Genomic DNA, 13,533 nt, shown 5'->3' on the forward strand with positions numbered 1-13,533 from the left:
ATGCAGGATTGGTTGTATCGTACAACTAATGTTCCGGCCGCGTCCAGCGTCGTGCAATGGCAAGGGGCCGCCCGGAGCCGGCGGCCGGTCTTCAGGTGGAATCGAACAGGCGCAGGATGGCGTCGCGCGCGTGGACAGTGCGCGGATTGCGCATCGCGCCCTTGTTCCAGACCAGGTACAGATCATTGCGCTGTGCGACCGCGCGGCGCGGGGCCAGGGCGGCCAGGCGGCCGGCCTTGAGGGCAGGCGCGCACAGATAGTCGGGCAGGACGGACCAGCCGTGGCCCGCGATCACCAGGTCCTGGATGATGCGCAGGTCCGGGATGGTCATGGCCGCCTGCAAGGCGGGGGGCAGGCGGAACATCGCGTTCCAGACAGGTCGCACCAGGGGCAGGTCCTCGTCGTAGGCGATGAGGGGCAGCGATGCCAGTCCGGCGGCCAGGGCGCGCTTGTCCAGGCTGGCCGCCAGCGCGGGCGCGAGCACCAGCTGGAACCGCTCGGTGAGCAGTCTGGCGTAGCCATGCGCGCGCTCGTCGGGCAGGGACGCGGTGACGGCCAGGTCGGCGCTGGCGTCGCCGAGCAGGCCGTAGATGCGTTCGCGGTTGCCGGTGTGCACGCGGATCCGCAGGCCTTGCTCCATGAGCGGCGCCAGTCCGTCGGCCAGCCGCGCGGCGATGAAGTCGGCGGGGCCGGCGATGTGCAGCGTGCCGGACAGGTCACCGCCCAGCTTGTAGCTGGCCAGGCGGGCCTGCAAGCCGTCGAGCATGGGGCCGACGGCGCGCGCCAGTTCATGGGCGGCGTCGGTGGGGGTGACGCCGCGCGCCCGCCGCAGGAACAGCGGCTTGCCGACGAAGGCTTCCAGCGCCTGGATGTGCAGGGACGCTGCCGGCTGGGTCATGCCCAGGCGTTCGGCGGCCCGCGAGAAAGATGAGAGCCGATAGGCCTCGATGAAGGTATGCAGATGATCCAGGTGGCTCATGGCGTCGTGCCGCCGGGCGGCGCGTGGTGGCCCCAGCCATAAGAAAAATTGGCCTGAGGGCATGAAATCATCATTTTATCTATCGCTGGCGCTTGCCTAGAGTGTGCGCGTGTCTTGATTCACGCTTCATCCTCAGAGGGTCCATCATGCCGTTCGTGGTTTATCTTTTCGCGCTCAGCGCATTCGCGCTGGGCCTGGCCGAGTTCGTGCCGATCGGCTTGGCGCACGCCATCGCCCGGGGGCTGCAGGTCGGCGTCGGGCAGGCGGGCAGCGCCGTGACGCTGTACGCGCTGGGCGCGACCTTCGCCGCGCCGGTGTTGAGCGCCGTGACGGCCGGCTGGCCGCGCCGGCGCGCCGTGCTGGCGGCGATGCTGGCGTTTGCGGCGGGCAGCCTGGCCGCCGCGCTGGCCCCCGACCTGGCGTCCATGCAGGCGGCGCGTTTCGTCGCCGGCATGGGACATGGCCTGTTTCTCGCCGTCGCGTCCGCCGCCGCCGCGCAGCTGGCGGGAGACGCCAAGGCCGGCCGCGCCGTGGCCGTGGTGTTCGCGGGCTTCACGGCCGCGATGGCGATCGGCGTTCCGGTCGGTGCCTATATCGGCGAGACGATCTCCTGGCGGCTCGTGCTGGCGGCGATCGCGGCTTGCGGCGGCGTGGGATGCGCGGGGCTGCTGTGGGGCATGAAAGCGCAGCCCGCTACGGACGCGGCGCGCGGCGCGGGGTCGGCGGGGCGGGCGCTGAAGACGCTGCTGCATCCGGCCTTGCTGGCCGCCACGGCGGTGACGGTGCTGGCCTACGCGGGATCGTTCTCGGCCTATACGTACGTCGCGCCGCTCCTGCTGGACACGACAGGCGTTGATGTCCGCGCCGTGGGGATGTACATGCTGGCCTACGGGCTGTTCGCCGCCATCGGCAATGCGCTGGGCGGCAGGTTGACCGACAGCCTCGGCGTGCAGCGCGCCAGTGTGGCCATCGTGGCGGGCATCGGCGCGGCGTCCCTGGGCATGTGGGCGGGCGCGCGTTCGCCGGTGGCGATGGGCGTGGCGGTCGCTGCGCTGGGCTTGTTCACCTATGCGGCGGTGCCCGCGCTGCAGGCCCGGCTGATGGGCATCGCCAGGCTGCGCGCGCCGCAGGCGCAGGGCGTGGCCGCCGGGCTGAACATCGCGGGCTTTAATTCCGGCATCGCGTTGGGCGCCTGGGCGGGCGGCCTGACACTGGGGCTGTCGGGGGTGGCCCGAGTCGGACTGGCCGGCGGGCTGCTCGCGTTGCTGGGGCTGGCGCTGCTGCTGTGGCAGGCACGCACGCCGGTCAGTGTTGCTGACGAATGCCTGAATGAGTAATCAGGATATAAAAACTCTGTCGTTCGCGCGCGCCCGCGCCGCCGATATCGTCGCGGTTCGAGAGGGAAGCCTTCCCGACATGACAAGGAGAACCCGATGTCCCTACGCAATCTGCTGGCCGGCGCGGTCGCGGCGCTGGCCTTGCTGGCCGCCGCGCCCGCGACGGCGCAACACGCCAAGTTCCTGGTCAGCACCGACTGGCTGGAACAGAACCTGAAGAACCCCAAGGTGCGCGTGGTCGAGGTCAGCGTGAATCCCGGCCTGTACGAGCGCGGCCATATCCCGGGCGCGGCCAACGTCAGCTGGCATACCGACCTGGTCGACACCGTCAGCCGCGACATCGCGCCGCCCGCGCAGTTCCAGGCTCTGCTGGCGCGCGCCGGCATCGACGCCGATACCACCACCATCCTGTACGGCGACAACAACAACTGGTTCGCGGCCTGGGGCGCCTGGGTGTTCGACATCTACGGCATCCAGAACGTGAAGCTGCTGGACGGCGGCCGCAAGAAATGGGAGGCCGAGGGCCGGCCGCTGGCCAACAGCGCCACCGTGCACGCGCCGGGCAACGCCCGCGTCAAGGACGCCAACCCGGCGCTGCGCGCGCGGCTGCAGGACGTGCTGGCCGTGGCGCGCAAGGAAAAGCCCGGCGTGCTGGTCGATATCCGCTCGGCCGACGAATACAACGGCAAGATCTTCGCGCCCAACGGCGTGCCCGAGCTGGCGGTGCGTGCCGGCCATGTGCCGGGCGCGGTCAACGTGACCTGGAGCAAGCTGGTGGCCGAGGACGGCACCTTCAAGTCCGCCGAGGAACTGAAGGCCATCTACCAGGCCGCCGGGGTGGACGGCAGCAAGCCGGTCATCACCTACTGCCGCATCGGCGAGCGTTCCAGCCATTCCTGGTTCGCGCTGAGCAAGCTGCTGGGCTATGAGACGCGCAACTATGACGGCTCGTGGACCGAGTATGGCAACAGCGTGGGCTCGCCCATCAGCAACCCGGCCGGCACGGTCTGGGGAAAGACCTGATGCGCGCAGGCCTGACGGCGGCCGCCGGCGTGCTGGCGGCCGTCTTGTTGTGGGCAGGCTGGCTGTCGGGCCTGCCCGAGGTCGGGCGGGCGCTGTCCCTGTCGGCGCTGCTGGGCGCGGCCTTCGGCGTGGTCTTGCAGCGCTCGCGCTTCTGCTTCTATTGCATCGCGCGCGACTTCATCCAGCGGCGCGAGGCCTCGGGGCTGTACGCGGTGCTGATCGCGCTGGCCGCCGGCACGCTGGGCTATCACGCGGTGTTCGGCGCCTTTCTGCCGGTGCCGGGCGCCGATCGCCTCCCGCCGGGCGCGCATATCGGGCCGGTGAGCGTGGCGCTGGCGGTCGGGGCGTTTGTGTTCGGATTGGGCATGCGGATCTCGGGATCCTGCATCAGCGCGCACTTCTACCGCATCGGCGAGGGCGCGCCGGGCTCGCCCTTCGCGCTGCTGGGGGCGGCGGTCGGCTTCGCGCTGGGCTTTGCCTCGTGGAACACGTTGTACCTGTCGCTGATCCAGCAGGCGCCGGTGATCTGGCTGCCGCGTCATCTGGGCTATGGCGGCTCGGCGCTGCTGCAATGCGCGGCGCTGGCGGCGCTGGCGTGGGGGATCGCGCGTCTGTCGCGGTCGGAGGTCGCCGCGCGCGATGCCGGCGACGCCACGGCCGATGCGTGGCAGGTCGCGCTGCGGCTGCGCTGGCCCGCCGCCGCAGGCGGGCTGGCCGTGGCCTTCATCGCCGTCATCGCCTATCTGCGCGTCGCGCCGCTGGGCGTGACCGCCGAGCTGGGCAGCCTGGCGCGCACGGCGGCCTTCGATGCCGGCTGGCTGCCGGCGCGGCTGGCGGGGTTGGATGGTTTCGCCGGTTGCGCCACGGCGGTCAAGCAGGCGCTGCTGTCGAACAACGGCGTGTTCGTGCTGTCGCTGGTGGCGGGCGCCTGGGCCGCCGCGCTGGCGGCGGGGGCGTTCAAGCCCAGGCTGCCGTCGGCGGCGCAGATCGGCCGAAACTTCGCCGGTGGCGTGCTGATGGGCTGGGGTGGCATGACCGCGCTGGGCTGCACCGTGGGGACGCTGCTGTCGGGCGTGATGGCGGGGGCCTTGTCGGGGTGGGTCTTCGGGGCCTGCTGCTACGCGGGGATCTGGGCGGGGTTGAAGCTGACCCCCGCGCGCGGCCTTACTTGAACAGCGCCGCGTTCTCGGCCAGCGCCGCGTCGGCGCATTCCGCGTCCAGGTGGCCGCCGGGCGCGCCGGCCACGCCGATGGCGCCGATCACGGCGGAGCCGGCCTTGACCGGCACGCCGCCGCCCAGCAGCAGGAAGCCGGGGATGTCCGTCAGGTTGGCGGCGCCGGGGTTCTTCTGCGCGTTTTCCATCATGGCCAGCGTCGGCGACTTGGCCGAGACCGAGGTGAAGGCCTTGGCGCGGCTGGCCTCGACAGTGTGCGGGCCGGCGTTGTCGGCGCGCACGAAGGCCTTGAGCACGCCGGCGCGGTCGACGACCGCGGCGCTGACGTTGTAGCCCTTGGCCTGGCAGGCGGCGACGCTGGCCGTGGCCAGCTTCTGCGCGTCGGCGGTGGAGATATTGCTTTCGGTGAGCACGGCGGCCTGGGCCATGCCGGCGGCCAGCGTGGAGGCGAGGGCCAGCGCGGCGAGCGGGAATCGGGTCATGTCTGCGTCCTTTCTACGTTGTGTGATCAGGTGCGGACAGTGTGGCCAAAAGCGCCGCGCGCCGGTATACGCCCGATTACGCCCGGGCCTCCGTAGCGCTACGGAGGCGGGCCTGGCGGGGCCGGCGGATGGCCTGCCGTCGCCAGTATGTCAAGGCGCGCGGGGCGCTCCTATCCGGCGCGGCACTCGTAGGTGCGCACGGCGTGCGTGGGGCCAGGCCGGGCTTGCGGCTCGACTTCCTGGCCCGACTCGTCGAACGCGCGCGCGATGCTGAAGCCGGCGCGCGCCAGCGCCTGCTGGAGCGCGGCCGAATCCAGGATGCGCATGGTCAGCGTGCGCTCGGCCACCTTGGCGCCATCCTTGTGGATCTCGAACACGCGATGGTTGACCTTGGTGGCGGGGTCGAACGTCGAGGTGCCATAGATCTCGAAGGTCACGCCGCAGGCATCGATCGCGCTGCCGACCTTCTGCCGTGCATGATTCAGCGTGTCCAGCGTCTCGGGCTCGCGCAGGCCGGTCTGGAACAGCGCGCGCGAGCCCGGTCCCATGTGCGCCCTGATCGAGTCCAGCGCCGCGTACAGCGCCTCGTCCGTGCAGGCGTGCTGCAGCGCGTTGTCGACGGCCATGACCAGGTCGAACGGGCGTTCCAGCCGCAGCGTGCGCATATCGCCCTGGACAAAGCACAGGCCGGGCCTGTCGCCGTGCGCCTGCGTGGCCAGCGCCACCATCTCCGGCGAGGCGTCGACGCCCGTGACGTCGGCCCGTTGCGCCAGGCGCGCCGCCAGGTTGCCGCAGCCGCTCGCCAGCTCCAATATGCTGGCGGCGTCGCCGGCGAGCCGGCACATGAAGGCGTGTTCCGCGTCATCCTGCGGCGTGAGCAGCTTGTACACGGAGGCGTCGGTGTAGATCGATTGCACGGTGGATTCTCCAGGTTCAGACGGCGACGACGTTCACGCGCGTCGGGCACAGCAGCGATTTCAGGGGGACTTGCACCGACGTCTGCCGGCTGTCGGTCCAGTGGTCCTGCATGGCGATCTGCCTGATGGTGTGCTCGGCCAGCATCAGGACCAGCTCGCGCGCCCAGCAGCGGTCGTGCGAATGGCCGAACGGCAGGTAATGATCGGAGGCTTCTGGGTTGCTCACGCCCAGCCAGCGGTCGGGTTCATAGGCGTCGGCGTCGGGCCAGTGGCGGGGATCGCGCTGCGTGATCAGCGGAATGACCAGCACGTCGTCGGTCTCGCGGATGCGCGCGTCGACAGCGGTGAATTCCTGGCAGGCGTTGCGGTGGTACATCCAGGCGGGCGGCATCAGCCGCAGCGTTTCGGTGATGCAGTCGCGCGGCCGTTCGCGCGCGTCGCGGGCGGATGCCAGCCACAGCGCGTTCGTCACCAGGCAGGCGACCGTGATGCACATGGAACGGGCGGTGCGCCGGTACAGCGTCACGGCCCGGCGTCGCTCGTGGGCGTCGGGCGCTTCGTTGACCAGCTGCGCCAGCGCCGAGGAATGGATGGGCGCGCAGCGATGCAGCAGCCGGGTCATCAACCGCGACGACAGGCCGTCCACCAGCGGCTTGAGCCAGCCGGTCCGGTTGGCGACGCGATGGGTGAGGGCGTAGATGGGCCAGGGGTCCGACGCGTACAGGCGCTGTTGCAGATAGAGGTAGCCGGCGTCGGGCCAGCGCCCGGCCAGCCTGGGGCCGGGCTCGGGCGGGCTTTCGGCGACGCGCCGCGCGTCCTGCCCGACCGCGCGCATCACGGCCGAGAACGTCGCCTTGGCGATCGGCTGGCCCAGGATGGGCTTGAAGACGATGCGCTCGAAATCGTACATGGGCCGCGCGGCCAGGATGGCTTTCGACAGAGGGCCGTCCGTCACGCCCACGGTCTGCTCGTCGATGCGGAACACGCCGCGCTGGCTGGGGTCGTCGAACAGCCGGCGTATTTCCTTGTGATAGTGGATCGTTCTATTGTCCATTTCGTACATCCGCGTGTAGACCGTCCCGGCTCGCGAGCGAGCGGGAATCCAGTGCTGTCATGGCGGTCCGGATGGATGCGGCATGACAGGAACGAGGCGCGACGAACCACGGCCAATGCCGCTCGGAGAGCGGTTGGCGGTCAGGATGATGAGACGGGCGGAAAGGCGCTATCCCGCTGCCGGGCGTGGACGTGCGGCCAAAAAAGAACGCCGGGGCCTGAACCCCGGCGTTCTTTCTTCACGCTAGATGAGGTAAGGCCGCCAAGCGGCGGCCTTGAGCTTCGACGAACGGCTGAAACGCGAGAGCTGCTTCTTTATCGATTTGATCATAGCCTTCTCCGTTAAGTGTAGTAGTCGAGTCGTAGGGTGGGAGACGAAACGACAGCGGATGTACTGCACCGGTCACTGCGATTCATCGCCCGCGCAAAAGCTAGCATCAGCAATATTTTTGGGTCAAGCGGCATCGTGTTCAGAGGGGCGTAAGACAAAGCTTTGGGTGGGCGCGTGCTACGCGCGCCGCGCAGCATCGGCGCGGGTGGGCCGATGAGCATTTTCTTTTCGCGGCTTGCTCAGCTTTCGTGACTACAGGCCCTGATCCAGCAGCGATGCGTACTGGCGGATCAGCTGCGCCAGCGAGTCGGCCTCGAGCTTGGCGTAGACATTGGCGCGATAGGTTTCCACCGTGCGCGGCGACAGCTCGAACTCGCGCGCGATTTCCTTGTTGCTCAGGCCCTGGACGATGCGCGCGGCCACGTCGCGCTCGCGTCCGGACAGGCGCGCCAGGCGGTCGCTGGCGGCCTGCGTCAGCGACAGTCGTTCGCGGCTGGCGACGTGCGCGCGCACGGCGGCCTGCACCGCGTCCAGGAACACATCGTCGTCCACCGGTTTTTGCAGGAACTCGATGGCGCCGCCCTTGAAGGCGCGGCGGCACAGGTCGACGTTGGCGTGGCCCGTCAGCATGATCACCGGCAGGTCCGATTGCTCCGCCAGCCGCGACAGCACGTCCAGGCCGCCGATGCCCGGCATGCGGATGTCCAGCACCACGCAGCCGATGGCCTGGGGCGGCAGCGAATCCAGGAAGGCGACGGGATCGCCATGGCCGACGCTGCGCAGGCCGACGCTGCGCAGCAGCAGGGCCAGCGCGTCGCGCACCGCGTCGTCGTCGTCGACCAGGTAGACCAGCGGGGATTGGGCGTGCGCGTGGGCAGGCGGGGATGTGGTCATGGGCGGACTCCGGCGCGCGGCAGGCGCACGGTGAAACAGGCGCCGGCGGGCGTCAGGTTGCGCGCCTCGATGCGCGCATCCATCGCGCCGGCCAGGGTCTCGCACAGCGCCAGGCCCAGGCCCATGCCTTGCGCGCGGGTGGTGTAGAACGGCTGGTACAGGCGCGGCAGCGCCTCGGGCGCGATGCCGGGGCCGTTGTCGCGCACGCTGAGCAGGTAGTGGTCGCCATCGACCGCGCCGCTCAGCTCGATCAGCCCCTGGCCGGCGGCGCCGGCGCGCATGCCGGCCAGCGCGTCGACGGCGTTCTGCACCAGGTTGTGCAGGATCTGTTCCAGCGCCACGCGGTCGCCCAGCGGGCGTTCGCCGGGGGCGTCGTTGCGCCACGCCAGGCGCACGCCCTGGCGCGCCAGCTCCTGCTCGCGTAGGAAGCGCAGCGAATTCGCCAGCGCCTCGGGATCCAGCGCCTCGCGCGCGGCGGGCGCGCTGGGGCGCACCAGCGCGCGCATGCGGGCGATGATGTCGGCCGCGCGGCGGGCCTGGCCGGCGCTGGCCCGCAGGGCCTCGCGCACGGCGGGCCGTTCGTCTTCGTCGTCCAGCATGCGTTCGGCGGCGCGGGTCTGGGCCAGGATGGCGGTCAGCGGCTGGTTCAGCTCGTGGGCGATGCCCGCGGCCATCTCGCCCAGCGTGCCCAGGCGTTCCATGGCCGCCACGCGCGCCTGCTCGCGTTGGCGCAGGGCCTCGGCGCGGCCGCGACGCCAGGCGGCGGCGCCGGCGACCAGCAGCGCGCTGGCGGCGGCCCAGGCCAGCCATTGCGCCCAGGGCCAGGAAGCGGGCGTCAGCACGCGTTCGCTGCGCAGGGCGAAGGGCTGGCTGGCGGCGCCCAGCGGTTTCTGCAGCGACAGCGTCCAGCCGTGCGCGCCGGCGTCCTGGCGCGCCAGCAGGCGCAGCGGCTCGGGGCCGATGGACAGGCTCAGGTTGGCCAGCGCGTCGGGGAAGTCGCCGTCCTGCAGCAGCTGGCGCGCGTCCAGCAGCAGGCTCCAGCTGGACGGAGCCACCAGCCAGTAGCGCGCCGCGTCCACCGGCAGCGTGACGGGACGACCCTGCGCGCGCGCCTGCGCCACGGCGGCGTCCAGGCCGGCGGGCGGCGGCAGGCTGCCGGCCCAGGCGCCGTCGCGCAGCTGGCCCAGCCCCAGCAGCTGCGGCAGCGACGGGCGCAGGCTGGGATACAGGCGCTCGGGCGCGGGCGGATGCGACAGGGCGGCCAGCGTGGCCAGCACCGCCTCGTGCTGTACGGTCTTCTGGCTGAGCATGCGCTGGGCGATGCTGGTGCCCTGGAAAAAGGCGTCGTACTGGCGCAGATAGTCCTGCCGCCCGATCCAGGCGGCGCCCAGGCCGAACAGCAGCAACCAGCAGAGCAATGCGCCGTAGCGCGCAGGGAATTTCACCGGGGCATTATGCCTCGCGGCGCAGGCGGGCCGGCATCCGTAAGGCTACGGAGGCGCCGTGCCCGCGCCGCTCGCCAGGCAGGCGCTCAGGCGTTCGGGCGGCCAACCGCCCCGGCTGGCGTCGCCACGGTCATCTGGTACAACGCCGCGACCAGGTCGGACTGTGTCACCAGGCCGCGCAGCACGCCGTCCTGGTCCAGCACCGGCACGCAATGCAGGCCGTCCGCCATGGGACGGGCAAGCTCCACGGCCGGCAGTTCCGGCGTGGCGAAAGGCCCATTCGAGCGCATGCAATCCATGACCAGCAGGTCCGGGCCCTCATGCACCGGCGCGAGCCTGGCCTTGCGCGCCAGCACGTCGGCCTGGTCGATCATGCCGGCATAGCGCCCGGCGGCGTCGAGCACGGGCAGGGTCTGCAAGCGGTGCTTGCCGTACAGGCGGATGGCATAGTCCAGCGGATCGTTCTGCTGCACCGAGACCAGATCGCGCGACATGATGTCGGCGCAGCGTACATCGCCGAAGCGTCGCACGCTGGCGCGCAGCTCGGCTTCCATCACGATGTCTTCCAGGTCTTCCTTGCTGATGTCCAGCAGCTCGCCGCGCTGGCTCAGCGCCTGGTCCAGGTCGGCGCGGGAAAAACCCAGGCGCGCGCTGGGCGCGGGGTCGCGCGTCAGATGCGAGGCGGCCGGCTCGGCGTGGCGGCGCGGATAGTTGCGGCGCAGCGCGCCGTTGAAGGCCACGGCGATGGACAGCAGGATCACGGAGTTCAGCGCCACCGGCCACAGCACGAAGCCATAGCCCAGGCTGGCCACGGCCGGGCCGCCCAGGACGGCGGTCAGCGCCACCGCGCCGCTGGGCGGATGCAGGCAGCGCAGCGTGAACATGGCGGCGATGGCCAGCGAGCCGGCGGCGGCGGCGGCCAGACCCGGGTCGGGAATGGCGCGGGCGCAGGTCACGCCGATCAGCGCGGACACCAGATTGCCGGCCATGATGGACCAGGGCTGGGCCAGCGGGCTGGCGGGCGCGGCGAACAGCAACACGGCGGACGCGCCCATCGGCGCGATGAACCAGGGATTGGCCCCGCCCAGCGCGTGGCGGCCCACCCATTCGGTGCAGAACAGGCCGATCAGCGCGCCCAGCGCGCCGTAAATCTTTTCGCGGGCGCTCGCGCCCACGGGCGCCGGCGCGAACGATGCCAGCCAGCGCTTGAATGCAACATCCAACTTTCTCTCCTCGCGGCCCGCAGGGCGGGGTCGCGGGGCAAAAATTTAGCACGCCTTCAGGGGCGGCCATGAACCTATGCCGGAATCGTCGCCGCGCGCAGCGCCCACAACACGTCCAGCACGTGGCGGGTGGCCAGTTCGATATCGCCGGCGCGGTGGGCGATGCCCAGCGGACGCCACAGCGCGGGACGCAGCGGCCGCATGGCGATGCGCGGGTCGGGCTGCGGCGCGGTGGCCTCATGGGGCAGCAGCGTCGCGCCGTAGCCGGCGGCCACCAGGCTCTTGATGGCGTCGTTGTAGTTGAGCTGGATGCGCGCGCGCGGGTTCAGGCCGGCGGCGGCGAACCATTCGGCGGTCAGGCGCGACAGCCGCGTGCTGGCGTCGTTCAGGATCAGCGGACGTTCGGCCAGCCAGGCGGGCGTCAACCGGGCTGGCGCCTGCCAGGACGCGGGCAGGAAGGCCAGCACCGGATCGCGCCGCCAGGGCCGCAGCACCAGACCGTCCGTGGGCGGCTGGGGCAGCGCCACCAGGCCCACGTCCAGCGTGCCGTCAGCCAGCCGCAGCAAGGTCTCCTGCGAGGTCAGCACGGCCACCTGCACATCGATGCGGGGGTGGTCGCGCGCCAGCGTCTCCAGCGCCTGCGGCAGCAGGTGGGCGATGGCCCCGGTGGACGCGCCCAGCCTCACGCGGCCCTCCAGCCCCTGGACCTGGCGCTGCACGTCGTCCAGCGCCTGGCTGGCGTCGGCCAGCAGGCGGCGGGCGCGGGCCAGCAGGGTCTCGCCGATGGCGGTGGGGCGCACCTGCCCGCGCGTGCGCGTGAGCAGCGCCGCGCCTACCTGCGCCTCCAGGTCGGCCACGTGCAGGCTGATGGTGGGCGGCGCCAGGTGCAGGGCGCGCGCGGCGTTGGCGAAGGAGCCCAGGTCGGCAATGGCGACCAGGGTGCGCAGCCGGTCCAGGTTGATTTCCCGCATGACGGATCCTTATTCAGAAAAACTGAATCAGGCAGTCATGATATTCGACTTTGATAATCGTGGCGCCTGGCCGAAGATGGATGCCATCACGCCGACCCGGGGATGACGGAGCGCAGCAAGCATCCGAGACCCGGGCGGCCCGTCCACCGCAATCCCATCACCAGGAAGCACCGCGCCATGACGCAACCCCTCGTATTCATCGACGGCGACCAAGGCACCACCGGCCTGCAGATCCATGAACGGCTCCAGGGCCGCGACGACCTGCGCCTGCTGACGCTGCCGGCGGCCGAGCGCAAGGACGCCGCGCGCCGCGCCGAGGCCATCAACGCCTGCGATATCGCCATCCTGTGCCTGCCGGACGAGCCGGCGCGGCAGGCGGTGGCGTCCATCCGCAATCCCAAGGTGCAGGTGATCGACGCCAGTTCCGCGCATCGCACCACCGAGGGCTGGGTCTATGGCTTTCCCGAAATGACGCCCGGCCAGGACGAACGCATCGCCGGCGCGTCGCGGGTGAGCAATCCCGGCTGCTATCCGACCGGCGCCATCGCCTTGCTGCGCCCGCTGGTCGAGGCCGGCCTGCTGCCGGCCGACTATCCGCTGGCGGTGCAGGCGGTGTCGGGCTATTCGGGCGGCGGCCGCGCCAGCGTGGACGCCTACGAAGGGCCGGACGCGGCGGCGCAGCCGCCGTTCCAGGTCTACGGTCTGGGCCTGGCGCACAAGCACACGCCGGAAATCCAGCGCCATGCGGGCCTGACGCAGCGGCCCGTGTTCCTGCCGTCGTATGGCGCGTTCCGCCAGGGCATCGTGCTGACCGTGCCGCTGCAACTGCGGCTGCTGCCGGCCGGCGCGGATCTCGCCGCCCTGCAGGCCTGCCTGGCCGAGCGTTATGCCGGGTCGCGCCACGTGCAGGTCGCGTCGCTGGAGGAATCGGCGGCGCAGGCGCGGCTGGAGCCGCAGGCGCTGAACGGCACCAACGACCTGCGCCTGTCGGTGCACGGCAACGCCGCCGAGGGACAGGCGCTGCTGGCCGCCGTGTTCGACAACCTGGGCAAGGGCGCGTCGGGCGCGGCGGTGCAGAACCTGGATCTGATGCTGGCGCGGCACTGAAGAAGTAAGACTTGTCCGATGTTGCGGGTCGGACGGCCCGGGCAGGGGGGCGGGCGGGCTAAGCTCTGAGCTTGTGCCCGCCGCGCGGCTGCGTGGCGGGCTGTCCGGCAATCGACACGGAAGGACCTTGCATCATGTTTGGCCAGTCTCCCGATGAGTACATGTCCGAGCGTTACCGCAGCCAGCCCTCGCAGGCGCTGGCAGCCATCAACACCCATATCGCCTCGGGCGACCTCGCCAGCGCGCTGGAAATCCTGCGCCAGCTGGCCATGGCGCGTGGCGGCATGCAGATCGTGGCCGAGCGCGCCAAGCTCAACTCGACCCAGATCTATCGCATGCTGTCGCGCAAGGGCAATCCCACCCTGAGCGGCCTGACCGCCATCCTGCAGGCCCTGGACCTGGGAATCTCCATACACGCGCTGCCCGCCGCAACGCCCGACGCCGCCACGCGTCAGCCGGAAGACCCGCCCATCACCTGACGCGTGGCGCGCGCGACAAGGCAAGCGGCGCGCGAAATGTGCCCCGGTTCAGCCCTCAGACCGAGTCCACCCAACCAGCCCCTGCCTCCCCAGACCGGGGCCGCACGGAGCCGGCTTT

Annotated in this window: 13 protein-coding genes; 5 read left to right on the plus strand and 8 right to left on the minus strand. The window is 71.0% G+C overall.

The annotated features are described in order from the left end of the window. Positions 1 to 91: 91 nt before the first annotated feature. Entirely contained in the window at positions 92 to 979 is an 888-nt protein-coding gene (locus C2U31_RS19675) for a LysR family transcriptional regulator (protein WP_103274317.1), read from the minus strand. Positions 980 to 1,125: 146 nt separating this feature from the next. Here C2U31_RS19675 and C2U31_RS19680 point away from each other — a divergent pair, with 146 nt between their 5' ends. The 3 genes from C2U31_RS19680 to C2U31_RS19690 all read left to right on the plus strand — a co-directional run bounded on the left by C2U31_RS19680 (position 1,126) and on the right by C2U31_RS19690 (position 4,511). Further along, positions 1,126 to 2,316: an MFS transporter gene (locus C2U31_RS19680; RefSeq protein WP_103274318.1), complete on the plus strand. Its 1,191-nt coding sequence runs from the start codon at positions 1,126 to 1,128 to the stop codon at positions 2,314 to 2,316. A gap of 96 nt (positions 2,317 to 2,412) precedes the next feature. Then, complete coding sequence (locus C2U31_RS19685) at positions 2,413 to 3,339, plus strand: sulfurtransferase (protein ID WP_103274319.1); 927 nt, start codon at positions 2,413 to 2,415, stop codon at positions 3,337 to 3,339. After that, on the plus strand, positions 3,339 to 4,511 hold the full coding sequence (locus tag C2U31_RS19690) for a YeeE/YedE family protein (protein ID WP_103274320.1): 1,173 nt from the start codon (positions 3,339 to 3,341) through the stop codon (positions 4,509 to 4,511). Before C2U31_RS19685 ends, C2U31_RS19690 begins: the two co-directional genes overlap by 1 nt. On the opposite strand, the gene C2U31_RS19695 is transcribed toward C2U31_RS19690, so the two are convergent. From C2U31_RS19695 to C2U31_RS19725, 7 genes are all read right to left on the minus strand, one after another. After that, positions 4,504 to 4,995: a heme-binding protein gene (locus tag C2U31_RS19695; RefSeq protein WP_103274321.1), complete on the minus strand. Its 492-nt coding sequence runs from the start codon at positions 4,993 to 4,995 to the stop codon at positions 4,504 to 4,506. The two genes, C2U31_RS19690 and C2U31_RS19695, sit on opposite strands and share 8 nt — an antisense overlap. Before the next feature lie 170 nt (positions 4,996 to 5,165). After that, on the minus strand, positions 5,166 to 5,912 hold the full coding sequence (locus tag C2U31_RS19700) for a trans-aconitate 2-methyltransferase (RefSeq protein WP_103274322.1): 747 nt from the start codon (positions 5,910 to 5,912) through the stop codon (positions 5,166 to 5,168). A 16-nt stretch (positions 5,913 to 5,928) separates the two neighbouring features. Then, the gene (locus C2U31_RS19705; protein ID WP_158658409.1) at positions 5,929 to 6,966 is read right to left on the minus strand and encodes a cytochrome P450; all 1,038 of its coding nucleotides are present in this window, start codon (positions 6,964 to 6,966) and stop codon (positions 5,929 to 5,931) included. 582 nt (positions 6,967 to 7,548) lie between these two features. Continuing rightward, complete coding sequence (locus C2U31_RS19710; protein WP_103274324.1) at positions 7,549 to 8,190, minus strand: response regulator transcription factor; 642 nt, start codon at positions 8,188 to 8,190, stop codon at positions 7,549 to 7,551. Then, positions 8,187 to 9,635 carry a sensor histidine kinase gene (locus tag C2U31_RS19715; protein WP_103274325.1) on the minus strand — a complete coding sequence of 483 codons (1,449 nt, stop codon included), beginning with the start codon at positions 9,633 to 9,635 and terminating at the stop codon, positions 8,187 to 8,189. Before C2U31_RS19715 ends, C2U31_RS19710 begins: the two co-directional genes overlap by 4 nt. 86 nt (positions 9,636 to 9,721) lie before the next feature. Further along, on the minus strand, positions 9,722 to 10,858 hold the full coding sequence (locus C2U31_RS19720; RefSeq protein WP_103274326.1) for an HPP family protein: 1,137 nt from the start codon (positions 10,856 to 10,858) through the stop codon (positions 9,722 to 9,724). 74 nt (positions 10,859 to 10,932) lie between these two features. Further along, positions 10,933 to 11,829 (minus strand): LysR family transcriptional regulator, encoded by an 897-nt coding sequence (locus tag C2U31_RS19725; RefSeq protein WP_103274327.1) that lies wholly within the window; start codon positions 11,827 to 11,829, stop codon positions 10,933 to 10,935. A 177-nt stretch (positions 11,830 to 12,006) separates the two neighbouring features. Here C2U31_RS19725 and argC point away from each other — a divergent pair, with 177 nt between their 5' ends. Further along, complete coding sequence (argC, locus tag C2U31_RS19730) at positions 12,007 to 12,936, plus strand: N-acetyl-gamma-glutamyl-phosphate reductase (RefSeq protein ID WP_103274328.1); 930 nt, start codon at positions 12,007 to 12,009, stop codon at positions 12,934 to 12,936. Between the two features lie 134 nt (positions 12,937 to 13,070). Beyond that, the gene (locus C2U31_RS19735; RefSeq protein ID WP_103274329.1) at positions 13,071 to 13,415 is read left to right on the plus strand and encodes a DNA-binding protein; all 345 of its coding nucleotides are present in this window, start codon (positions 13,071 to 13,073) and stop codon (positions 13,413 to 13,415) included. Positions 13,416 to 13,533: the final 118 nt, after the last annotated feature.

It is taken from the genome of Achromobacter sp. AONIH1 (genome assembly GCF_002902905.1).
Taxonomy (GTDB): domain Bacteria; phylum Pseudomonadota; class Gammaproteobacteria; order Burkholderiales; family Burkholderiaceae_B; genus Achromobacter.